19 protein-coding genes and 2 pseudogenes are annotated in these 23281 nt (G+C 37.5%); 8 read left to right on the top strand and 13 right to left on the bottom strand.

Annotated features, from left to right (window positions below; genetic code table 11):
• The first annotated feature begins 278 nt into the window (after positions 1-278).
• Positions 279-2468, top strand: a complete 2190-nt coding sequence (gene katG, locus G0028_RS16730; RefSeq protein WP_180046877.1) for a catalase/peroxidase HPI — start codon at positions 279-281, stop codon at positions 2466-2468.
• Between the two features lie 236 nt (positions 2469-2704).
• Here katG and G0028_RS16725 read toward each other — a convergent pair whose 3' ends face one another.
• The 8 genes and pseudogenes from G0028_RS16725 to G0028_RS16695 all read right to left on the bottom strand — a co-directional run bounded on the left by G0028_RS16725 (position 2705) and on the right by G0028_RS16695 (position 11741).
• Positions 2705-3193, bottom strand: coding sequence for an SMI1/KNR4 family protein (locus G0028_RS16725; protein ID WP_180046879.1), 489 nt, complete (start codon positions 3191-3193; stop codon positions 2705-2707).
• Positions 3194-3212: 19 nt separating this feature from the next.
• Positions 3213-3455: pseudogene (locus tag G0028_RS21150) on the bottom strand (HNH endonuclease); the annotation flags it as partial.
• Between the two features lie 123 nt (positions 3456-3578).
• Positions 3579-4028, bottom strand: a pseudogene (locus G0028_RS16720) (RHS repeat-associated core domain-containing protein); the annotation flags it as partial.
• A gap of 154 nt (positions 4029-4182) precedes the next feature.
• Complete coding sequence (locus G0028_RS16715; RefSeq protein ID WP_180046882.1) at positions 4183-4860, bottom strand: hypothetical protein; 678 nt, start codon at positions 4858-4860, stop codon at positions 4183-4185.
• A 71-nt stretch (positions 4861-4931) separates the two neighbouring features.
• The gene (locus G0028_RS16710; RefSeq protein WP_180048085.1) at positions 4932-6257 is read right to left on the bottom strand and encodes an ISNCY family transposase; all 1326 of its coding nucleotides are present in this window, start codon (positions 6255-6257) and stop codon (positions 4932-4934) included.
• A gap of 212 nt (positions 6258-6469) precedes the next feature.
• Positions 6470-7354: a hypothetical protein gene (locus G0028_RS16705; RefSeq protein ID WP_180048076.1), complete on the bottom strand. Its 885-nt coding sequence runs from the start codon at positions 7352-7354 to the stop codon at positions 6470-6472.
• Complete coding sequence (locus tag G0028_RS16700; protein WP_194088733.1) at positions 7336-10818, bottom strand: type VI secretion system Vgr family protein; 3483 nt, start codon at positions 10816-10818, stop codon at positions 7336-7338. The genes G0028_RS16705 and G0028_RS16700 overlap by 19 nt, the downstream gene beginning before the upstream one ends.
• A gap of 308 nt (positions 10819-11126) precedes the next feature.
• On the bottom strand, positions 11127-11741 hold the full coding sequence (locus G0028_RS16695; protein ID WP_180045500.1) for a TetR/AcrR family transcriptional regulator: 615 nt from the start codon (positions 11739-11741) through the stop codon (positions 11127-11129).
• A gap of 80 nt (positions 11742-11821) precedes the next feature.
• Here G0028_RS16695 and G0028_RS16690 point away from each other — a divergent pair, with 80 nt between their 5' ends.
• Entirely contained in the window at positions 11822-13498 is a 1677-nt protein-coding gene (locus tag G0028_RS16690; protein WP_180045499.1) for an acyl-CoA dehydrogenase family protein, read from the top strand.
• A 228-nt stretch (positions 13499-13726) separates the two neighbouring features.
• Here the strand turns inward: G0028_RS16690 and G0028_RS16685 are convergent, their stop codons facing one another.
• Positions 13727-13921 (bottom strand): hypothetical protein, encoded by a 195-nt coding sequence (locus G0028_RS16685; protein ID WP_130072152.1) that lies wholly within the window; start codon positions 13919-13921, stop codon positions 13727-13729.
• A gap of 312 nt (positions 13922-14233) precedes the next feature.
• Between G0028_RS16685 and G0028_RS16680 the strand changes: the two genes are divergently transcribed.
• Positions 14234-14419 carry a hypothetical protein gene (locus tag G0028_RS16680; protein ID WP_130072151.1) on the top strand — a complete coding sequence of 62 codons (186 nt, stop codon included), beginning with the start codon at positions 14234-14236 and terminating at the stop codon, positions 14417-14419.
• A gap of 19 nt (positions 14420-14438) precedes the next feature.
• On the opposite strand, the gene ptsP is transcribed toward G0028_RS16680, so the two are convergent.
• Both ptsP and G0028_RS16670 read right to left on the bottom strand, forming a co-directional pair.
• On the bottom strand, positions 14439-16736 hold the full coding sequence (gene ptsP / locus G0028_RS16675; protein WP_130072150.1) for a phosphoenolpyruvate--protein phosphotransferase: 2298 nt from the start codon (positions 16734-16736) through the stop codon (positions 14439-14441).
• A gap of 82 nt (positions 16737-16818) precedes the next feature.
• Complete coding sequence (locus G0028_RS16670; RefSeq protein WP_130072149.1) at positions 16819-17319, bottom strand: RNA pyrophosphohydrolase; 501 nt, start codon at positions 17317-17319, stop codon at positions 16819-16821.
• 183 nt (positions 17320-17502) lie between these two features.
• Here G0028_RS16670 and G0028_RS16665 point away from each other — a divergent pair, with 183 nt between their 5' ends.
• Together G0028_RS16665 and G0028_RS16660 are read left to right on the top strand one after the other, a co-directional pair.
• On the top strand, positions 17503-18153 hold the full coding sequence (locus tag G0028_RS16665) for an HAD family hydrolase (protein WP_174493793.1): 651 nt from the start codon (positions 17503-17505) through the stop codon (positions 18151-18153).
• 200 nt (positions 18154-18353) lie between these two features.
• On the top strand, positions 18354-18596 hold the full coding sequence (locus tag G0028_RS16660) for a DUF2789 domain-containing protein (protein ID WP_180045498.1): 243 nt from the start codon (positions 18354-18356) through the stop codon (positions 18594-18596).
• 61 nt (positions 18597-18657) lie between these two features.
• On the opposite strand, the gene G0028_RS16655 is transcribed toward G0028_RS16660, so the two are convergent.
• Entirely contained in the window at positions 18658-19515 is an 858-nt protein-coding gene (locus tag G0028_RS16655; RefSeq protein ID WP_130072146.1) for a LysR family transcriptional regulator, read from the bottom strand.
• A gap of 429 nt (positions 19516-19944) precedes the next feature.
• Positions 19945-20202, bottom strand: a complete 258-nt coding sequence (locus G0028_RS16650) for a DUF2061 domain-containing protein (RefSeq protein WP_171457442.1) — start codon at positions 20200-20202, stop codon at positions 19945-19947.
• A gap of 147 nt (positions 20203-20349) precedes the next feature.
• On the opposite strand from G0028_RS16650, the gene G0028_RS16645 reads away from it, so the two are divergent.
• The 3 genes from G0028_RS16645 (at position 20350) to leuD (ending at position 23269) form a co-directional block, all read left to right on the top strand.
• Positions 20350-20979, top strand: coding sequence for a hypothetical protein (locus G0028_RS16645; protein ID WP_180045497.1), 630 nt, complete (start codon positions 20350-20352; stop codon positions 20977-20979).
• 181 nt (positions 20980-21160) lie between these two features.
• Positions 21161-22594: a 3-isopropylmalate dehydratase large subunit gene (gene leuC, locus G0028_RS16640; RefSeq protein ID WP_130072143.1), complete on the top strand. Its 1434-nt coding sequence runs from the start codon at positions 21161-21163 to the stop codon at positions 22592-22594.
• A 24-nt stretch (positions 22595-22618) separates the two neighbouring features.
• Entirely contained in the window at positions 22619-23269 is a 651-nt protein-coding gene (gene leuD, locus G0028_RS16635; RefSeq protein ID WP_174493790.1) for a 3-isopropylmalate dehydratase small subunit, read from the top strand.
• Positions 23270-23281 lie beyond the last annotated feature (12 nt).

Below are 23281 nucleotides of genomic sequence, written 5' to 3'. Positions count from 1 at the left end.
CTCATAAACTGCATCGGAAATATGGAAAAGTAACATTAAAATTTTAAATCCATATAAAAAATAGTGATTTTTCTCTCTCATTATAGTTATGCAAATCGCTATCTATATGAAAAATAAAAAAGTCATTTATTTTTAATATTTTAAATAGAAATATTCGATTGTTTTAATTGGTTAAATTCGCTGTGATTTACTAAAAAAAACAGCTATGTTTTTAAAGTAGGCCATTCAACAAAACTTACTTTATCTCTTTAATTTATAATTGTATGCGGAGAATAATTATGGATAACAACACGCCAGCTTCAGGTTGCCCATTTCATCAGGCAGGTGGACAAACCAGTGTAGCCAGCACCGACAATACGGATTGGTGGCCAAATGCACTGAACTTAGACATCCTTTCGCAGCATGATACAAAAACCAATCCACTGGATCCTGATTTTGATTATGCCAAAGCATTTAAATCACTTGATCTAGAAGCAGTTAAACAAGATTTAAGAGAACTGATCAACAGCAGTCAAGACTGGTGGCCATCTGACTATGGCAGCTATATTGGTATGTTTGTTCGTACTGCATGGCACTTAGCAGGTTCATACCGTAAACAAGATGGTCGTGGTGGCGCAAATACAGGTAACCAACGTTTTGCACCATTGAACAGTTGGCCTGATAACGTCAATACCGATAAAGGTCGTCGTTTACTTTGGCCCATCAAGAAAAAATACGGTAACAAACTGTCTTGGGGTGACTTGATTGTATTGGCAGGTACAGTTGCGTATGAAGTTGCAGGTTTAAAAACCTTTGGTTTTGGTGGTGGTCGTTTAGATATTTGGGCACCTGAAAAAGACATTTACTGGGGTGAAGAGCGTCATTGGCTAGCGCCAACCAAAGAACGTTATAAAGATGATCAAGATCGTTCATCTTTGGATAATCCACTTGCTGCAGTTCAAATGGGTCTGATTTATGTCAACCCAGAAGGTGTGGATGGGGTTCAAGACCCACTACGTACCGCGCAGGACATGCGTGTGACCTTTGACCGTATGGGCATGGATGATGAAGAAACCGTTGCACTGACTGTGGGTGGTCATACTGTTGGTAAGGCACATGGTAACGGTAAGGCAGAAAACCTCGGCGCAGATGTTGAAGGTGCAGATGTCGAGTTTCAGGGCTTAGGTTGGCACAACTCAGAAGGCACAGGCAATGGTCCAAATACTATGGTCAGTGGTTTAGAAGGTGCTTGGACAACCCATCCAACCCAATGGGACAATGAATTTCTTTATTTATTATTTACCTATGAATGGGAAAAGACCACCAGCCCAGCAGGCGCAAAACAATGGGAACCCATTAACATCAAAGAAGAAGATAAACCTGTTGATGCATTTAACCCAAATGTGCGCCGTAATCCAATGATGACAGATGCCGATATGGCACTGAAATTTGACCCTGAATACCGCAAAATTGCAGAAGATTTCTATCATAACCCAGACAAATTGGCTGATGTGTTTGCGCGTGCTTGGTTCAAATTGACGCATCGTGATATGGGACCGAAAACCCGTTATTTAGGTGCTGACGTGCCTGCTGAAGATCTAATTTGGCAAGACCCAATTCCAAAAGTAGATTACACACTATCTGATGTGGATATTGTTAGTTTAAAAACTAAATTACTCAATAGTGGATTAACGTCTGCTGAACTGATTGCAACTGCTTGGGACAGTGCACGTACTTTCCGTGGTTCTGACTACCGTGGTGGGGCAAATGGTGCACGTATCCGTCTTGCTCCACAAAAAGATTGGGAAGGAAATGAGCCTGCACGTTTAGCGAAAGTTCTGGCGAAACTTGAAGAAATTCAGAGCACATTGGTTAAAAAAGTCAGCATTGCTGACCTGATTGTTTTGGGTGGTACAGCAGCTGTTGAGAAAGCAGCACGGGATGCAGGTGTGAATGTCAAAGTTCCGTTCCTTGCAGGACGTGGTGATGCAACTCAGGAGCAGACTGATGTTTATTCTTTTGAGGACTTTGAACCTAAAGCGGACGGTTTCCGTAATTTTGTTAAAGCAGACTATGTAGTTCAGCCTGAAGAATTATTGTTAGATCGTGCGCAATTGCTTGGTTTGACTGCACCTGAAATGACGGTGTTGATTGGTGGTTTACGTGTATTGGGCGTGAACTATGCTGACTCAAAACATGGTGTGTTTACGGACAACGTAGGCGTACTCAGCAATGACTTCTTTGTGACATTGACTGATATGTCATATAACTGGAAGCCTACGGGTAAGAACTCTTATAACATCGTGAGTCGTGCGACAGGCGAAACGAAGTACACAGCAACGCGTGTAGACCTTGTGTTTGGTTCTAACTCGATTCTGCGTTCTTATGCTGAAGTGTATGCTCAGGATGACAACAAAGAGAAGTTTGTCAAAGACTTTGTGGCGGCATGGACGAAAGTGATGAATGCGGACCGTTTTGATGTGAAGTAATTAATTTAAGATTTTAAAAAACCGCCTGAGGGCGGTTTTTTGTGGAACAGTGAAATTTCATGTAAAAAGCCTAGGTTTTTTAAACTAGACTTTTTTATGGATTGCAAAACACTGATTTAAATAAAGTTATACATTGCATTTCGCATAAGGTGTATTATGTTAATTTTAAATATTCTTAAAAAGGATTAGATAATAATACGGCTAATTTAATGTCATTAGGAATCTAATTTCTTAAATCATTTTTGAATATCAATATTATTTCTTCTACATTTTTCCAGTATTAAATCAATAAAATTACTAAATTTTAGTTCAATTGAATATATATTACCTATATCACACTCAATGAAATCAACATCTAACTCGCTATGAATAATGGTTCTATCCCAATAGAATATATTACTATTATCTTTATTCATTATAAAAAAATTTCCACCAGGATCTGATCCAATAATAATAAATCTAGAATTAGGCAAATCACTACCTAATTCTTTATTTATACTAAGTAAATCATAACTATCATTTTCTGAAGATACTTCTAGAATTGCATCGAAAGATATTTCCAAACCATTTAAAGTTGAAAACTCTATATCTAAATAATCTGGATCCGTAATAATCAATCCGTTATATTTCTCATAAAATCTCAAATAATCTTCAGGTAAACTATCAAAATATTCCATTAATTCTTGAAGAAATACTTTTTTCATTTTTTTTAACACTACAGGCATTATTTTCTCCTTTGAAATATTAGCCTTTTTTAATTCCTGATACTCCACCACAATGAGTGAATCTATTATGAGTATCTTTTGGCATTTCCTGCATCGTTACTTTATCCTCATGATGATGCCAAGTATTTTTAGAATAATCAGCCTTACCGTTAGGAGCAAGGGCATCAGCTCTGCCAAAATCCCCAGTCGGTGATTTTGAATGGTTTCCTTTTAAATTAGGAATTTTAACTTCTTGTTTCACATAAGAGGAAAAATCTGGGTAACCGTTTGGATAACGTACTACATTTCCATCCCAATCTTTATACACCCAAGTTTTTGTATCCACCTCTTGCCAAACTGTTCCACCTTTGTCTATCCACTTATCTATAAGAGGAGAATTCAATGGTTTATTATATTTAGGATTTAATCCATATGGATCAATCCAATAAATTGGATTCGGCGCATAAGCAAAAGTATTTAACCCACCGAGTAGACCAATCGGATCTTTAGAAATAAACCGTCCCACATAAGGTGAATAATAGCGATAACGGTTGTAATGCAGTCCTGTCTCTTGGTCGTAGTATTGCCCTTGAAATCTCAGGTTATTAGTAATGATTTCACTGTCCCAAATGTCTCTCTTGGTGTGGTTTTCAGTCTTACACTCACCCCAAGCTTTGTAATTTGCACTCCAAACAATCGCCCCTGTTTGGTCACTCATTTCCTGTGGTGTACCTAAGTGGTCACAGTGGTAAAACCAGACTCGGTCAAATGGGTTGGCTTTTTGTTCTGTATGCCAAAGTGGATCTTTGTCGTAATCGTACTGGTTTGTCCATTGTGGCGTTTGATGTTGGTTGATCTGTTGGCGGGGTTCTGTCGCATTAAGAAATTAATAGCTATTTTTGATAAAAATATATTCTGATTTTCATAAGGTTATGTAACTTAATTTTTTTTAAAAACCTTAATGCGACAGAACCCTATTATTTACTGCAATTTAAAGTTTTGAAGATAGGTTATACTGGATCAACAAAAACACCAACGTCCCCTGTTGTTTGCTTCTCAAAATAAAATTCTAATGTATCTAAATTTTGCCAAGGTGCATTATCTAAATCAAAAAACTGCACTCCTTCCAAACCTTTTTCAATAAAATTATTTCTAAATTTTTCAGAGCAAATAGGAGATTTAAATTGGTTTCTCATTTCTGAAATGAGAAAGACATCATAATTCAAATCACTTTTTAACTTGATTTTTTCTATGCTATCAATAGTATCTTCATACTCTTGAAATATATTACTATGATTTAAATCAATAACTTCTTTAAAACTAACTGAATTAAATTCAATTAAAATAAAATTCTCATTTTGTTTACTATGATTTTTATGATCAACCACAACTAAATTAATTGTATTTTTTAAAACAACATCAAACTCTTCTAGAATTTCATAAAACTCTTTAGAAACTATGTAAATTTCATTAACAAATCGCCTAATAGCAAAATTATATTTCTTAAAAAATGTTGTTACCAAATACATTTTTTTAATTTTATCTAATTTAAAATATGAGGTATAAAATATCTGATCTGCATAATTGTTACATTGTGACAAATCTTCAACTAAAAAAGCATTATTTCCAATAATTGAAGTCAAAATATTTTTTCCATACTTCTTAGACATCACATAATATTTTTCCACTTCTAACTCTCCTTACATGGTTTGTTATTCCCAAGTAGAAATGTCCTACCTAATAACCAAATAGAAATGTCCTATATGGACATTTCCAAGTCAAGCACAGGATTCAGATTTCGTTGTTCAATCGCTGTTTTCTGTGCACGTCTACTTGGCATCTTTTGAGAACGATTGCGTTTGTTTTGTTGTTCCAGTTCTTCATGCTGTTGTTGGATATGATTCAGAACAGCACCCAACCGTTTATTCTCAACAATCTCTCGCTGATTCAGCTGACTTAATTTATCGAATAGGCTGTAATTGATCTTTCGGCCATCATGCATGAGGGCTACAGTACCATCCGGGTATTCCAGGAACTCAAGATACTTACCGATCAACCTTTGATTTTCTTCGGTGTTTTCTAGGAGATATACGCATTTATCATAAGTAATCGTCAGGCTATTCGTGACTCTGCGGGGTTCACGCCAAGTAAAAATATCATCTAATTCTTCGGCTGTTTCAGTGATAGGCCGATGTAGATTCTTAGGATTAAAAGCCATCTTGGCGAACTTCTGATTGAACTGCTCAATGAAGCAGGGTAGCCAGGCATTCGCTTGCTCAATCGAACAGATACCTTCCAAGCGCATTTCTTTGATCAGACGGTCCTGAAGCGTTCTATTCGCCCGTTCTACACGGCCTTTAGCTTGTGGTGAGTTGGCGAAGATGATATCGATATTGAGGGTACTGAGCACACGTCCAAATTGCGTGATCTTGGTGTCTTTATTGCTGCTTTGATTCACCCTGAAGACTGAATGTTTGTCGCTGTAAAATGCTAAAGGCTTACCGTGCTGTTCGACATATAAGCGTGTTGAAATCATATAGTCAAAGGCTGATTCTGATTCACAGAAGCGTAAATGCTGTAATTTTCCTGTGGCATCATCGATAAATACCAGTAGGCAGCACTTGGCAGAACGGCCTTCAAACCAGTCATGATATGAGCCATCAATCTGGATCAGTTCACCGACGCAATCTCGGTTATAACGAGGCTGATACGGTCGTTTCAGACGCTTGGCGCGAGGAATCCATAAATTAGCTGCAATCATCCAAGAACGTAGTGTTTCCACTGAAATATCAAATCCATGAACAGTGGTGAGCTTTTCATGCGCTAAAGTGGGTCCAAAACCGTGGAATTGCTCAGCAACAAGATTGAGGCACTTGAGCCTGATTTCTTCAGGAAGCCTGGAGTTGCTGGTTTGGCCACGTGCAGCATGTGCTAATGCAGCTGGGCCTTGAGCTTTATATTTCTGCAGTAATCGTCTGATTTGACGTTCTGAGATATGAAGTAGCTGAGCAGCCTGAGGTTGAGTTATGCGTTGATCGCAGATTTCCTGCAAGACCGACAATCGTTTAAGTTCTTTATCCGACATAGACACCAACATATCAAACCGTCCGCTTAGATAATCGCAAAAGCGCATATTCTAAAAGCGGACATTTTTACTTTGGAGAAACCGGACATTTCTATTTTGGAGTTACATCAGCATTTCGTATAAGGTGTATTATGTTAATTTTAGATTTTCTAACAAAATTGACTGTCTCGAATCTCCCTAGTGGAAGTCTCCTGTTATTTCAGCACACATCACTACTTATTATACAAAGTAAATTTGTAGAAGTTATTGCTTAGTTCACCACTTTTATATTTAGATAACATCGTAATAGTTAATTTTTCTTTAGTTAAATCTTTGTTTCTAATAGACTTCGGTATTTCATGAGAGTGAATTACAAAAGGTATTATTACTGTTTCATTTTTTAAAATAGTAATTTTATCTAAGTAGTTATTATTTAATAAATTTGACTTGTCTAACTCTATAAGTTCTTTTTCGAAAAATATTGATAAAACTGGAGATGAAAGCAACCCTTTGGGTTTAGTTAGTTCTGAAATACCTTCTAAATCAAAATAATTTGAACCCATATTTTTAAGTTTTAAATTAAAAGTATAGTCTTCCCCATTTTTTAAAATATCTACCGATGGTTCAAAGCAATACTCACAATCTGTATGTTGGCTATAGAGTTTTTCTTTAATTTTATTTGCATTTATAAAAAAATTATTTCTCATTTTAATTTCATTTTCAGTAGTATCTTTTATTGGGTAAGTATATATTTTTTCATCTTTTTTTAATGTGACAATTGAATCAGAGTATATATTTTTATTGCTATGATTTTTAATAAATCTTTCAGCCCATTTAATTTGCAATTTATCATTAGGGTCATTGGATAAAAATCTTCCGATTATTTTAAACTTATCTCTATTTTCATATGAAGACTCACTAGAATCTAAAATTACATAATAGCTTTGTTGATCTTGATAGCCAAAATATTCATTAGTAGAGATATATACTAAGTCAGATTTTGTATAAAATGATATCTCTGCTTTTTCTTTTTGATGATTTATATTCATTGAGTTACAACCTATTAATCCAAAAACTATAGACGCTATTAACCATTTTTTTAAGTGACGATATTCCATTGAATCCTCGTTTTTCTCTCGAACCAATCTTTAATAAAATTAAAATAATATTTAGGGAGTTCTGGGTCTAACTTTGTTGCCCCTTGTCCCATTAGATTATCTAGTGAATAGCGTTTCCAATCATCTACTGGCTCAGGAATTGTTAGATCAACAATTTTTGTTCGAGGATTGATATACATCTTATGTACCATTCCTCCACTAAAATAATATTCATCTGGGAAGTTGAAATAGTGACCAACTTCATGAGCTAAAGCATGTTCACGATCAGGGGACATAACTTGATTATTAGTATCTAATCTTTCCTCCGCCCAATTGTCTGTATTAGGGCGAGGTGATTTTGGAAATAGATTTACTTTTTGATGAAATCTACCGTTTTCAACAAACTCTACTTCTAAATACATTGGTATTTTACAAGCACAGCCACCTGCTTGATTACACTGTACTGGAGTTAAGTATTTAATTTCTTTGTTTAAAGTTTCTTCAATTTTTGTTTTTATTGTAGCTAATTTAATAGCATCATAAGGTCTAGAAACATGATTTTGAATGCTATTCTTATCATATGGTACGTTTGTTACTACTCCATTTATAGTTTGTTGAGCTTCCATAAATTGAATCTTAATTATTACCTTTGCGGTAATTTTATTTAGAGCTGGATCATATAATAAGTCAAATTTTCTTCTGGAAATTTCTTCCCATCTATTTAATATATTACTGATTTTAATACCTTGTTCATCAACATTATAATTATTTTTCACAGGAAATCTTAGATCATAATTTTTATCTTCTTTTTTAGGGATGTGTGATGAACATTTTACTGTTGATGATGTTGGTGTAGAGCTTGTAGGTGTTGTATTCGATGCTACAAGACTATTTGTTGTTATAGGTGGAGCATAGACCACAGGTTCACTATAGACTTGCTTGATAGGACATAGTTCACTCTGTAAATTAATTAAAGCTGGCACGAATGGTAAACTATATGAAACTCTTTCTCCACTTTCAAAAAGATGTTGTCCTGCTTTTACCTCAAATTTTCCACCAGTCTTAATAAATACACCACTACTATTAATTAAGAGCTGCGATCCCCCTGCAGTCAGAATAATTTCTTTCGGACTGGTAACTTCAATTTTATCCTCAGTAGAAATAATCTGAATATTCTGTCGAGCAATGGCATCTAAGCCACCATTCTGTGCTTGTAGCTCAATCTTATCTTTGCCTGCAAATAAACGAACACCTTTGGATTGGGTAAATAAACTAATCCCTTGATTTGCACTGGCAAATAAACGTTCACCCACAGCAAGACTGACATCTTTGCCACTGGTCAATGCTATTTGCTCATTACTATTCAGGTGAATACTTTGTTCAGCCACTACCGCAACACCCGTCGAAGAACCCACCACGACTTGTGCAGCTTGTAATTCCGCTTGTTCACCACTGCCTGAAATGGCTTTTTCTTGTGTTGCTAAATCAGTCTGCGCAGTAGAGGCTAGGCTGCGTTCATCTGCTTTTTGATTTATCGCTGTTTGTGTTTGTGTCTTATGTTGTTCAATCGCTTGTTTTAACTGTGCTGTAGTATTTTGAATATTCTTGGCATAGCTTTCCGCCTGATTCTTCGCATAAGTCGTCAAGATCATTCCTTTGGCAGAACGAATCACGCCATGCCCATCGGTACGTAGCTCAAAACCTTGCCCACGATAATCCTTACGTCCACTCGAATCAGGAATACGGGTGATATAACCCAAGTTCAATTCACTCGATTGATGGTCAGATTTTAAATGGACTTGTACTTGTCCTTGAGTGTCGTCCATCACCAATTGGTTGGCTTGGCTTCCGCCCAATTCTTTCGACTTAATCCCTGAAAGTGCTTTTTGATCAGGCAATTCCCACAGTGGCATGTGTTCAGGATTGGTCAAACGTCCTGCCACAAAAGGCATATCAGGATCACCATTAAAGAAATCGACTATCACTTCCTGACCAATCCGCGGTAAATGAATGGTTCCGAAATTATTACCTGCCCAAGCGGTGGACACCCTTAACCAACATGTATTGGTACCATCGCTATAGGTCCAATCATCTTCATCTTTTGGCCTAAGACTCGGATGTAAGCGATCCCAATGGAATCTCACCTTCACACGTCCATATTGATCGGTATAAATCTCCTGTCCTTCTGGTCCTACCACTGTAGCGGTTTGTGGTCGTCCTTGTGGCTTGTCTAAGGTTCGATCTGGGCGGAAGATTTGTGCATCGGGTTGAACTAAAAATTCCACTTTGGAATCGTAGAATTGGTTATCGGCTTTCTCTTCACTGAGGTCTTGAATGATGGTCTGTGTACCGAGCACGAGCCAGCCTTGGTTAGCATCTCCATTGGGATGGTTTTCTAGGTTAAAGCGATAGCCTGTTTGTAAGCCTTTGAGATGTCCTTTGCCTTGCGCACGATAACCATGTTGATAGAGTTGTTCAACCCGTTGTTTGGCTTTGTGCTCGCCACCATCTTCCGCAGAGATAAAATCACCTTGTTGCCATTCATAAATTTCTTGTTCAGCAAAATGATGATCCCATAGGAATTGATCTTGGGCGGTTTGGGTCAGACTCGGTTTTTTAAATTGGAAATCGCTGAGTTGCACTTTACCACTGACCAACTGCTGTGCAGGCTCAAAGAATTCAATGTATTCGGCTTGATTGGGAAAGCGTTGATTCGGTGGATAAATACTCAGGTTACGATAGCCTTCGGCATCCATTTCTTTAAATGCCGCATTATGATCAGAAAGCACCAAGGTGAGATGGTTTTGGCTATGTTCAAAATGAAAATTAATGCCATGTTCTTGCATCAAACGCTGAATAAAAGAAAAATCATCTTCGCCATACTGGATCTGAAAATCCAGTGTGGGGTAATTGCCACTGCAACGATATTCTACAGGGTAAGGATAGCGTTCTAGGACTTCTTCAATGATGTGTAAGACGCTTTTCTTTTGATAAATTTTATAGTTTGTAGTTTTGGTCAACAGCCATAACCACGGTACCAACGTGATTTTATAAGTGGCATGGCGGTTACGTACAGGCAGGACTTCAACTCGATTGACCAGACCACGGTAAAAACGACTTCCACTAAAACTGCTTTGTTCAGTGTATTCACCATGATTATGGTTACCGAGTCCCAATTGTGAATATTCTAATTTTAATCCATCAAGGCGAATACGTACTGCGATTTCAGTGCCGATTAGACTTTGTAGATTCAGATCTGAACCTGGTGTTCCGCCATTGTCGGCTGTTTGTTTGGAAACAAAGCCTTCCAATCCACGATAACCATGTGCAGGATTATGATATTCATCCCGAACTTTGACAATGAGCTGATATTCAAACAGTTCATTGATTTTTTCAGATCCTGAAAGAGAATCGAACCAAAAAAAAGCGGTTCCATAAGGACTGGTCGGTAGGGCTTCGCCGAATAATTTTATCTGATGGTTCATTTTTTAATATAAATATTATTGAATAACATCAGGATATGTAAAAATACCTTAAAAATCATTTTAATATTTGTAATCTGACTTTTAATACTTAAAAATACATGAAATATCCACTAACTTCTTCTCCACTTAACATAATGGCGCTTATGCGAAATTAAAAGTTAAATATTATTGTTTTTCAAAAACTTAATTAATTAAAAAATTGTCATTCATCCGTAAAAAAGCGACTTGAAATATGCCGCTTTGTTTTTGAGCTGTTTTGGTGTCTTTTGCCAATAAATAGACACATTTATTTACAAACCTAATATGCGTTAAGCTAAATTATTTAGAATACAGATTACATCCCCCTCCAAAGCCTCCCAGTCCTTAAAATCAGGTTCAATCAGTAAAGTCTGAGAAATAAAACCATAGCAAATCCGTTGCACATTTAAACTCATACGTTGCAATTGCTTATCATCCTGTACAAAAGGCACAAGAATACTGCGCCACATCTGTACCATCATGGCATAACTTTTCTGATAAATTTCAATACTCGAAATCTGTCGTTCCAACAAAAAAGACTGCGCCCATAAAAACTGCTGCACCTGCATTTCTTGCAACTGAAAATGAATCACCTGCTTTAAATAATCACCCAACAGTAAATTTGTGGATAACTCATACAGACTTTGTGCATAACTTTGAACTGTTTCAGCATTGGTTTTTACATGCTGATGAATCAGCAAGGCAATCAAATCTTCCTTTTTGGAAAAATACTCATAAAACGTGCCCAAACCGACACCTGCAAGCTCGGTGATTTCCCGAATGGTAATTTCATGCGCAGCACGTTCATGCAAAAGCCGAACAAAACTTTCCATCAGCGCTTCTTGAGTCATACGCGCTCTTGATTGACGGGGCTTACGCCGTACATTGATGCTTGCTAAAGCCATAAAAATAATCCGAACATCCAAGTCTGAATTTTCTTCTATACTGAATGTAATCGGACAAAACAACAAGACAGGAGTTGAAAATGAATACAGCACAATCTCAGGCAATCACAGCATGGCAAACCCACGAGATTAACAATCAGTTTGATGAATTGCAAAACTACAATTTATTCAGCACAGATCAGGTTTTACAAGAAATTCTGCAACGTTATGGCAGTCAGGATCAAAAAACACTGACTGAACTCGCACAGATTGCTGGTTCGACTGAATATTATCAATATGCAGATTTAGCCAATCGACACACGCCGATTTTGCATGCTTTTGATGCCCGAGGTCGCCGTAAAGATTTCCTTGAATTTCACCCCTCATGGCACAAATGGATGTGTTTAAATCGTCAATATAATACGCATGCATATCCATTTAACCATCCACAATCGCCTTCAAAATGGGTGGATTGGGCTGCACGTTTCTTTCTTGCAGGACAAGTAGAGTGTGGAAATTTATGTCCCAACTCTATGACTTTAGGCAGTATTCCACTACTTCAAAATGAACCTGAACTGTGGGCAAAAGTCGCCGAAAAATTATTATCCAATGAATATGATGAGCGAGATGTGCCTATTGCTCAAAAGAAATCCATCTGGATGGGCATGGGCATGACCGAAAAGCAGGGCGGTTCAGATGTTCGTGCCAATGAAACTTTTGCTGTGCCTGTGGCTGAATCAGGGCGTGGCAAAGCTTATTTACTGACAGGGCATAAATGGTTTTTCTCTGCGCCAATGTGTGATGCGCACTTGGTTGTCGCAAAAACTGAACACGATGGTTTGGCGTGTTTCTTTGTGCCACGTTGGTTGGAAGATGGCACAAAGAATAATATTCACATTCAACGCTTAAAAGACAAAGTCGGCAACCGCAGTAACTCAAGCTCGGAAGTTGAATTTAAAAATGCGTGGGGCATCATGATCGGTGAAGCAGGACGGGGGATTCCCACCATTATTGAAATGGCGAATTACACACGTTTGACTTGTTCTGTCGGTTCAAGTGCGATGCTGCGTCAGGCATTGGTACAGTGCATCGCCTATACCCGTCAGCGTAAAGCTTTTGGGAAACATTTAGCTGAACAGCCTTTAATGCAAGCAGTACTTGCCGATTTGGCTTTGGAAACTGAAGCGGCAATGCAGCTCTCATTTCATCTTGCACATTGCTATGAGCATGATGATGCCTTGTCTCAGGCTTGGAAACGCATCATGACCCCTGCAGCGAAGTTTTGGGTGTGTAAACGTACTGTTGAACTGACGGGTGAGATGATGGAAGTCTTTGGTGGCAATGGCTATGTTGATACAGGCATTATGGCACGTATTTTTAAAGAAGCGCCGGTCAATACCATTTGGGAGGGTTCGGGCAATGTCATGTGTCTGGACGTGTTACGTGCCATTCAGCGGGATCGTGAATCTATAGAAGTATTGTTCAAGTCTTTTGCTGAAATTGCTTCACAAGATGTGATTTTACAAAATGAATTACAGTCCTTATTTAAATTATTTAGCAGTTTACAGGCAGATGAATTGCAGTTTATGGCACGTAGTTTGGTCAGCCGTTTGGTCATTCTCGCACAGGCGATTTTACTGAAACAGTATGCGCCTGATTTTGTAGCAAATGCGTTTATTCAAACCCGTTATAGCGAATTTCATGGACGTGTGGTGGGCATGGTCGATGCGAAAACTGTAGATGTGGAAAGGTTGTTGGAAAGAGCTTTGGCTGCCTAAACGTTTCGAGATTCAAAACAGATCAGTTTTAAACACGAAGGTCATCATTTTATGATGACCTTCATTTTAAGCGTTTTGATTAAGGTTCAAGCTTGGAAAAGTAATCGCGATTACTTTTGTTTTTTCAGCTTTTTTTGGAGCTTTTTCAATTTACCTTCGTGTTTTGAAATTTTGTCCAAACGTGCTTTGATTTTTTTCTTTAAAGATTTAACTTGCTTTGACATCATGTTACTCCTTCGATTGAAGATCCGTTGGCTGATGTTTTTTGATAAAACTACGGATAAATTTTCTTAATTCACGTGCTGCACTGGTGTCCAGATGCTCACAGAGTTGTAAAAACTCATCGCGCTCAGCACTATTAATGCGAATTAAGAGCTGTCCATCTTTTTTATTCACCTTTGTTTTTTTGGGTAATTCAGCCATAACGTTTTTATCCCTAAAGGTGATGATTAAAAATGTATATACAATATATATACGTTTTTAAAATAAAGCAAATTTATCTTTTTGAAAATATTTAATAAATTGTTAAATTATGATTTTAAATACTTAAGATATTGAGTTATTTATGAAAATAAGTTAGAAGTTTGCTGATTTCTAAAGTTATTATTAAAATATCAGTGATAGAAAATAACATTTTTATATCAAATGAGTACTTGATCCGCTTGTATTTTGCACAAAAAAGCGCATTATATGCTTCACATCATGCTGATGTTTTTAATATAAAAGGTCAATCAAATGGCGAAGAAAAAAGCTACGCCAGAAGTTGTGATTCACAACTTTGTGGCGAAACACATGAACGATTTTAACAAAAGCCAAACTTTTGTAGATCGAAAAAAAGATGCAAAACGTGGTTATTCTAAACACAAAAAAGGTCGATATTCTGATGATTATCGACCTTTTTACTTTCTATTACTTTGTTAAAATTGATAAACGATTTAAATTATAAACTGACCACACGAGAAGAGTTTTTCACCATATCTGCTAAGCCATGCGTTTTAAAATAATATTCTAATAAACTTTTAACCATGAGTGGATTATTCATTTTTAAAGATTGATCTAATAGTGCTTGGGCATCAGGCATAGGCACATGACAAATTGCTTTACGTACGCGTAAAATATTACTTGAACTCATCGACAGGGTATTGAAGCCCATCGCCATGAGTAAAATTGCAGTCAATGGATCGCCCGCCATTTCGCCACAAATACTGACAGGTTTATCGTACTTATGACATTCTTGTACTAAGCGTGTTAAGGCACGAAGTACCGCAGGATGTGAATGCGAATAAACATTGGCTACACGTGGATTATTACGGTCAACAGCAAGTAAATATTGAGTTAAATCATTAGAGCCGACAGAGAAAAAGTCGACCAAAGGCGCAAACTCATCAATCTGTAAAAGTACACTTGGAACTTCAACCATGATGCCGATTTTAGGTTTGGTGATCCTGACCTGTTCTTCCTCTTGTACAGCTACCCAATCACGCTCAAGTAAATATAATGCTTCTTCAACTTCACTGACACTAGTCACCATAGGCAGTAAAATATGTAAGTTATTTAAACCAATGCTGGCTTTGAGCATGGCACGGATTTGTGAAGAAAAAATTTCAGGATGATCAAGGGTAAAGCGAATACCACGCCAACCTAATGCTGAGTTTTCTTCTTCAATCGAGAAATAAGGTAAGTCTTTGTCCGCACCAATATCTAGTGTCCGCATGACCACAGGTTTATTGGCAAAGTGGCTGAGTTGTTGACGGTAAATTGCCCGTTGTTCTTCTTCACCCGGAAAGCGCTCACGCAGCATAAATGGAATTTCAGAACGATATAAACCAACGCCTTTGGCACCACGTTGCACGCCACGAACGACATCAATCATTAAGCCTGTATTGACATAGAGTTTGACTGCAACACCATCAGGTGTGACAGCATCCTTCGTTTCATACTGTTTTAAATCTTTGGCAATTTGTTCTTCTTCTTTTTGAATTTCTTTATAGCGGGTACGCAAGCGACGAGGTGGATTGATAAAAACACGCCCTTGATGTGCATCGACAATCATTTCCACATCATCGAGTGTATTGACGGGAAGTTCAGTGACCCCAACGACAGTTGGAATGCCAAGTGCACGTGCGACAATCACCATGTGTGAGTTCATGGCTCCTTCAGTGGTAACAATCGCTGCAATTTTATCGACAGGCAATTCTACCAAGGCGGCAGTAGAGATTTCATCTCCAATCAGAATACTTTCATCTGTCAACTCACGATGACTCGAATCGGCTTCTTGTAAATAGGCTAAAATACGACGACCCAAATCTTTTAAATCTGAGACACGTTCACGTAAATAGTCATCTTCCATTTGTGCAAAGAGCGCAATATGTTTGTCGATGACAATACGTACCGCACCTTGTGCCCAATGACCATCACGAATTTCTGTTTTAATCTCAGACGGTAATGCATTCTCATCAAGCATACGCAAGAACACACTAAACAGGGCACGTTCTTCTGCCATTAATGCATCTTGCATTTTGTCATCTAGAGACTGAATTTCATTGCGTACTGAAGCAATGGCATGGTCTAAAAGTTGCAACTCTTCACTAATATCGTCTGCTTCACGGTCAGGTACTGCTGCCAGATCTGCAGGTGGATATAAAATAACGGCACGACCAATGGCAATGCCTCCTGAACCTGAAATGCCTTGGAAGGTTTTATAGGTCGGTAAACTATTGGGTTTACGAAAAACATCGATATTACCCACGGCATGCGCATGCGCAATAACACCTGACAGTTGAGCGCACAGTGTGACCAAGAATGACTCAGCCGCTTCGCTGAAATCCTGAGGTTCTTTATTTTGTACCACGAGAACGCCCATCACCTTACGGCGATACATGACAGGTACACCAAGGAAGGAATTATAAATTTCCTCGCCTGTTTCAGGAAAATAGGCAAAGCGTTCATGTTTGAAGGCATTGTCTAAATTGACGATTTCCTCACGTTGCCCAACTAAGCCCACTAAACCTTCACTGGTATGTAATGATACCGTTCCAACAGAGTTTGGGTTTAGTCCTTTGGTTGCCATGAGGACAAAACGTTGATTACGCTCATCCAACAAATAAATGGAGCAGACATCCACGTGCATGGCTTCAGAAACTTGATTGACCATAATTTCTAAAGATTCATGCAAGCTGACCGAGGTATTAATCTCTTGGACAATACGTCTTAGCGTGTCCAGTTGCATGTTCGACATGAATATAAGCTCCTTAAATTTAGATGGTGCTTGAGTTGCAAGATGACCTATTATTTATAGCAGTACCTCCCTGAAAAATCATTTACATTTTTATGGCATTTTCAGGTAAACGCTGTGGCATTTGCATACATAACTCCATCATTGCTTTACGATAAACATCACGTTTAAAATTCACCACTTGTCCAAGTGGATACCAATAGCTGACCCATTGCCATTGATCAAACTCTGGTGGGTCAGAAAGATTCAACTGAATATACTTCGTTGAAGCGACCAATTTTAATAAAAACCATTTCTGCTTTTGTCCAATACATACAGGATCGGAGTCCGATCTAATGTATCGAAGTGGCAAACGATAATGCAGCCAACCTTCGGTTTGCGCAATTATTTGGACATGCTCTGGTAAGAGACCAACTTCCTCATGGAGTTCTCTAAAAAGTGCTTGTTCAGGAGTTTCTCCAAACTGGATCCCTCCTTGAGGAAATTGCCATGCATTGTGACCAATGCGCTTTGCCCATAAGACTTGTCCAATATCATTTGCCAAAATGATCCCGACGTTGGGTCGGAAACCTTCTGAATCGATCATTTGGCTACCTAAAAATTGTGAATTTCATTGACTTTGTATATGGGGACATACACTCTTTTGTCCAACTCGATAAAGTCAAAGTAATAATGTTGTAAAATTGCTATGATCTTACCGAATTTCTATCGACTAGCGGAGATAGATTTACAATTTTTTTCTTAAATTTCAGTTTGAACGAGTATTTTCATGAAATTGGCGTTGTTTGACCTAGATCACACCTTATTAAATACCGACTCTGACCACTCTTGGGGAGAGTTTTTAGTCAATGAAGGCTTGGTCGATCCAGTCCGACATCGTGCAATGAATGATAAATTTTATGAAGACTATAAAGCAGGGCAGCTTGACCCGATTGCGTATAATGAATTTGTTTTTGAGTTTTTAACACAACATGATCATGATTATTTGACCGAGTTGCATCAGTTATTTATGCAAAAAGTCATTCGCCCACAAATGCGTCCTAAAGGTTTTGAAGCAATTCAAAAGCATAAAGATGCAGGGCATGCATTGGTTGGGATTACAGCAACTTCAGACTTTATTACTGCACCGATTTTTCGTGAGTTTGGAATCACGGAAATTATTGCCACCAATGCTGAAGTAAAAGATGGAAAATACACAGGAAAAGTCATCAATATTCCGTGTTATCAAAAGGGTAAATTGGCACGTTTAGATCAATGGTTAGAAGGACGTGATGTCACTGAATCTTGGGCATATTCAGACTCAATCAATGACCGTTTTTTATTAGAATATGCTGATCATGCTTTTGCAATTAATCCAGATGATCGTCTAGAAGCACTTGCTAAAGAGCAAGGTTGGGATATTCAAGATTGGTCGATTTGATTACTTCTGACTTAGATGAATGACAGCACTTCGGTGCTGTTTTTTATTGCCATATTTTGAAAATAATCAGCATCGTGAGAAGATTATATCTATGTCTTAACTTTGTAAATATTTTCAGATGTTTAAGATTTGCTACTTCACTTTAAAATTAAAAATGTTATGTTGAAATAAGAAATTTTAAAACTGATGGAGAAAATAAAATGAGCCAAACACGTCCAAGAATGACCAATTTATTTGAACAATTGGGTTTAGACTCAAGCGAAGCGGGAATTGCAAAATTTATTGAAACACATCAGTTAGATGCAAGTACATTTTTGACTAAAGCTGATTTTTGGACGGAAGCACAACGTCAATTTTTAGCTGAAAAACTCAGTTCAGATGGTGAATGGGCAACGATTGTTGATCAGTTAAATGAATCATTACATGAAGATTCAGTCAGGTAAAACGAAACGATATATTATTTTTTAAAAGCTCTCCTCGCTAAACTAAGGAGAGCTTTTTTATTTATTTCATCATATCAATAAGTTCTAAAACAGCACGAGATTGACTACGTGCAGGATGCCAAACCATCCCTAATTGGCGATACATATTGACAGGTATATCAAGCTGTTTCAGGTCGGGATTTAACAAAGTTTTAGGGAGTACAGACCACCCTAAGCCTATAGATACAAGCATACGAATGGCTTCGAGTGTGTTATTACTCATCGTAATTTTCGGTTTTAAGCCTTGTTTTTCAAACTCAGCTAAAGTGATTTGACTGGTATATGTTTGTGATGCAGGAATTAAACTTGAATATTCAATTAAGTCTTCAAGTGTTAGATTTTCCTTTTGTGCCAAAGGATGAAATGGTGCAACAACAAAAACCAAAGGGTCATTCCAAATTTTCACATATTTCAGGCGTTCATCACCTTGTGGCGGTAAAGTGAGAAAGGCAAGTTCTAAGTCACCAGCTAAGACTTGTTCATGTGCTTGTTCTGAGTCTACAAAATGCACATCTAAAGTCACATTTGGAAAATCTTGTACATATTTTTTGAGATGTGTTGGCAAGTGATGTAAACCAATATGATGGCTTGTGCCAATTTTTAATTTACCTTGCACTTGTCCTTGTTCGTGACTAAGCGTGTGGTGAATATCACCTAGCTCATTTAACCAATTTTTAACTTTAGGAAGCAATGAGTTAGCAGCATGAGTTGCTTGGACGCCACGACCTGCGGACTCAAAAAGTTTGACACCAAAATAATCTTCTAAGCTATGTATTCGTTTGGTGACCGCAGGTTGGGTGATAAACAGTTGTTCTGCTGCCATCGAAATAGACCCAGTTTCCATTACTTTTACAAAAGCTTCAAAGGCAGCAAGATTCATAACAATTTCCATCCATAAAGAATTTTTATGCGTAATTCATTATTCAGAAATTTTAAGAATTAATCAAAGCAATTTTTACTTTTTTTAAATTGCATAAAAAATAACGACGTTTTTTATTTCTCCATAAAAATGCTATACAGATTTTCACGGTATAAAAAATAGAAGGTCTATTTGTAGAAAACATCATAAAAACAATAAAAAGCGGGTTTTATTTATAGATAGAACATCATCACTTTTAAGCACTTCAGGATACTTGGTGGATATATTTGAGAGCTTATGAGATTTAGATTTTTGACTGATTGCTTTTATTTTGGTGTGATTGGGTGCTGTATTTTTTTATGAGATGAGCTTGTACGTTATTTTGTTTAGGATCATCAGGATGTTTTCATCGCTGCGGTGGAGTGGTGATTAACCTCCATAACAGATTTTTTACGATGCTTTTGCTTCTAGTTCTAGAGCTTGTGCTGCTTGAGCATCTTTTTTGTTCCATACTTTTTCATGGAAGAAAAAAGCAACAGCTTGAACAGTGGGTTCAAGTAAACTTAATGTGATTGCCATCCATACGTTGCCTGTAACAAGATAGCCCACAAGCATTGCTACTGTAATGTGCATGATGTAGTAGCTTAATGTTTTTTTGAAAATACGTTGATTGGTATGTACGAAATTTTGAATACGAGCCATGAGAATCACCACAAATGCTTTCAACTTAAATAAATAATAATCATTATCATTTAAAAAGTAAAAAAGTTTTTTTGATTGATGATGATTGGTTTTGAGAATGTTTCGTTTATGATTTAAATTGAATACTTTGGGGTGTTGATAATAAAGGGAAAAATGGACAAAGAACTTATCTTGTTGCATGGAGATATTACTTCAATTCATGAAGTGGAGCAAAATTATATCCCTTGGTTTAACAACAGAATGAAAATCATTAAACGTATACCAGTAAAAGAGTATTCAGCAAAATTAAATAATCAAGATGTTCATTTCGTTTTAAGTGATCATTATATTTCCTCATACAATAAAGTAGAAGTTGTTGCTTTTAGAGAGAAAGATGAAGATGGTTTTTTAGTCGTGGCATTGAAGCATAATCAATTATTGTATTTGAATCCTTATCTACATGACCGAGCGATTAATCCTTATGATGCATTCACCATTGAGTTTTGGCATGTACTACTAATGATGATTTGGGGAATCTTGCATGTTTTTAAACAGGATTGGACATTGTTTGGCACGCTAACCGGCTGTTTTAGTGTTTTAGGTATTGTGTGTATGATTTCAGGATATTCCAAATTACAAAAGAATTTTGCCGAGAGAAAGGCTATTAGAGAGCAAGTCCTTATTTTTTTTAAACTTCCTATCAGTTTAGAAGACCAAATTTTTAGTAAAAAATGGCGCTATTGTGATGTGGTAGGTATGGTTGATTTAATTAGACTTAATGATAAGTATATGAAAATTAAATAAAATTAAAATGATTAAAGTTTTAAGTTCATTGTTTTTAGTGAATAGAATGAGCTAAATTTTAAATATTTAGTAATTCCAAAAAGTTTTTAAATTAATAAAAATGATAAATTTGTTTTATGTGAAAACGTCGTTATAATCGAAGTTAATGAAAGAATTACCCAGTCCAGTGGAGCACCTCGACATGGCAGGCGAAAACCAAAAAGCAAAAACATTGTATGACAAATTGTGGGATGACCATTTAGTAAAACAACGAGATGATGGCTCTGCACTTCTTTATATTGACCGTCATTTATTACATGAAGTGACTTCACCACAAGCATTTGAAGGCTTACAACTTGCAGGACGTAAACCGTGGCGTTTAAGTGCTAATGTGGCAACTCCTGACCATAACGTACCCACTTCAAGCAAAGAGCGTACAGCAGGTATTGCAGGGATCGAAGATGATACATCTCGTATTCAAGTACAAACTTTAGATGATAACTGTAAAACATTTAATGTGGTTCAGTTTGACATCAATGATGTTCGCCAAGGGATTGCACATGTTGTTGGTCCTGAGCAAGGTTTAACTTTACCGGGTATGACGGTGGTATGTGGTGACTCACATACAGCAACACATGGTGCCTTTGGTTGTTTGGCGCATGGGATCGGGACATCAGAAGTTGAACATGTATTGGCAACCCAATGCTTAGTTCAAAAGAAAATGAAAAATATGTTGGTGCGTGTTGACGGTAAATTAGGTCAGGGCGTCACACCAAAAGACGTTGTATTGGCAATCATTGGTAAGATCGGTACTGCGGGCGGTACAGGACATGCGATTGAATTTGGCGGTCAAGTCTTTCGTGATATGTCCATCGAAGGTCGTATGACGGTTTGTAATATGGCAATCGAAGGCGGTGCACGTGTGGGTATGGTTGCAGTCGATGACAAAACGATCGAATATGTAAAAGACCGTCCATATGCACCGAAAGGCGAACAATGGGATGCTGCGGTAGCTTATTGGAATACTTTGCATTCTGATGAAGGTGCACATTTCGATACTGTAGTCGTTTTACAAGGTGAAGAGATTGAACCACAGGTCTCTTGGGGAACTTCACCTGAGATGGTCATTCCAGTGTCTCAAGCAGTACCAACATTAGAACAAGCCAAAGATGACGTACAACGTAATGATTGGACACGTGCTTATCAATACATGGGTTTAAATGGTGGTCAAGCATTGGCTGATATCCAATTAGATCGCGTATTTATTGGTTCATGTACCAATTCTCGTATCGAAGATATTCGTGCAGCGGCTGAAGTGGCTAAAGGTAAGAAAGTTGCATCTACGATTAAACAAGCGATGGTTGTACCGGGTTCAGGTTTAGTCAAAGCACAAGCTGAAGCTGAAGGTTTGGATAAAATCTTGATCGAAGCGGGCTTTGAATGGCGTGAGCCGGGTTGTTCAATGTGTTTAGCGATGAACGCTGACAAATTACAGCCGGGTGAGCACTGTGCTTCGACGTCAAACCGTAACTTTGAAGGTCGTCAAGGTAATGGTGGGCGTACGCATTTGGTGAGTCCAGCAATGGCGGCAGCGGCTGCAATTGCAGGTCATTTTGTTGATGTACGTTCGTTCTAATTTGGACTAATAGGAGCAAAGATAATGAAAAAATATACCGTTGAACAAGGTATCGTTGCACCATTAGACCGTGCCAATGTCGATACAGATTTAATCATTCCAAAACAGTTTTTGAAATCAATCAAACGTACAGGTTTTGGTGAAAATTTATTTGATGAATTGCGTTATTTAGATGAGGGTTTTCTAGGACAAGACAATTCTAAACGTCCTAAAAATCCTGATTTTGCCTTGAATCAACCACGTTACCAAGGTGCAACGGTTTTGATATCTCGTGCTAACTTCGGTTGTGGTTCAAGTCGTGAACATGCGCCTTGGGCGTTGGAAGAATATGGTTTCCGTACGGTCATTGCACCAAGTTATGCGGACATTTTCTTTAATAACAGTTTTAAAAATGGCATGTTACCTGTCATTTTGTCAGAAGAAATTGTTGATCAATTATTCAAAGAATGTTTTGCAACTGAAGGCTATCAGTTAACGATTGATTTAGAAGCGCAAGAAGTTCGCACTCCAAACGGTGAAGCATTTAAGTTTGAGGTTGATCCATTCCGTAAACACTGTTTATTGAATGGCTTGGATGATATTGGTTTAACTTTACAAGCGGCAGATGAGATCAAAGCTTATGAAGAAAAAACCAAAGCTGCTCGTCCGTGGGTTTTCTCTGACATACAGGCTTAATTGCATAATAGA

It is taken from the genome of Acinetobacter piscicola (genome assembly GCF_015218165.1).
Lineage (GTDB): Bacteria > Pseudomonadota > Gammaproteobacteria > Pseudomonadales > Moraxellaceae > Acinetobacter > Acinetobacter piscicola_A.
This window is presented reverse-complemented; position numbering and strand designations above follow the sequence as displayed.

Coding starts and splice junctions, on each gene's coding strand:
- katG (WP_180046877.1), top strand. CDS start 279: ATGGATAACAACACGCCAGCTTCAGGTTGCCCATTTCATCAGGCAGGT.
- G0028_RS16725 (WP_180046879.1), bottom strand. CDS start 3,193: ATGCCTGTAGTGTTAAAAAAAATGAAAAAAGTATTTCTTCAAGAATTA.
- G0028_RS16710 (WP_180048085.1), bottom strand. CDS start 6,257: ATGTCGGATAAAGAACTTAAACGATTGTCGGTCTTGCAGGAAATCTGC.
- G0028_RS16705 (WP_180048076.1), bottom strand. CDS start 7,354: ATGGAATATCGTCACTTAAAAAAATGGTTAATAGCGTCTATAGTTTTT.
- G0028_RS16700 (WP_194088733.1), bottom strand. CDS start 10,818: ATGAACCATCAGATAAAATTATTCGGCGAAGCCCTACCGACCAGTCCT.
- G0028_RS16695 (WP_180045500.1), bottom strand. CDS start 11,741: ATGGCTTTAGCAAGCATCAATGTACGGCGTAAGCCCCGTCAATCAAGA.
- G0028_RS16690 (WP_180045499.1), top strand. CDS start 11,822: ATGAATACAGCACAATCTCAGGCAATCACAGCATGGCAAACCCACGAG.
- G0028_RS16685 (WP_130072152.1), bottom strand. CDS start 13,921: ATGGCTGAATTACCCAAAAAAACAAAGGTGAATAAAAAAGATGGACAG.
- G0028_RS16680 (WP_130072151.1), top strand. CDS start 14,234: ATGGCGAAGAAAAAAGCTACGCCAGAAGTTGTGATTCACAACTTTGTG.
- ptsP (WP_130072150.1), bottom strand. CDS start 16,736: ATGTCGAACATGCAACTGGACACGCTAAGACGTATTGTCCAAGAGATT.
- G0028_RS16670 (WP_130072149.1), bottom strand. CDS start 17,319: ATGATCGATTCAGAAGGTTTCCGACCCAACGTCGGGATCATTTTGGCA.
- G0028_RS16665 (WP_174493793.1), top strand. CDS start 17,503: ATGAAATTGGCGTTGTTTGACCTAGATCACACCTTATTAAATACCGAC.
- G0028_RS16660 (WP_180045498.1), top strand. CDS start 18,354: ATGAGCCAAACACGTCCAAGAATGACCAATTTATTTGAACAATTGGGT.
- G0028_RS16655 (WP_130072146.1), bottom strand. CDS start 19,515: ATGAATCTTGCTGCCTTTGAAGCTTTTGTAAAAGTAATGGAAACTGGG.
- G0028_RS16645 (WP_180045497.1), top strand. CDS start 20,350: ATGGACAAAGAACTTATCTTGTTGCATGGAGATATTACTTCAATTCAT.
- leuC (WP_130072143.1), top strand. CDS start 21,161: ATGGCAGGCGAAAACCAAAAAGCAAAAACATTGTATGACAAATTGTGG.
- leuD (WP_174493790.1), top strand. CDS start 22,619: ATGAAAAAATATACCGTTGAACAAGGTATCGTTGCACCATTAGACCGT.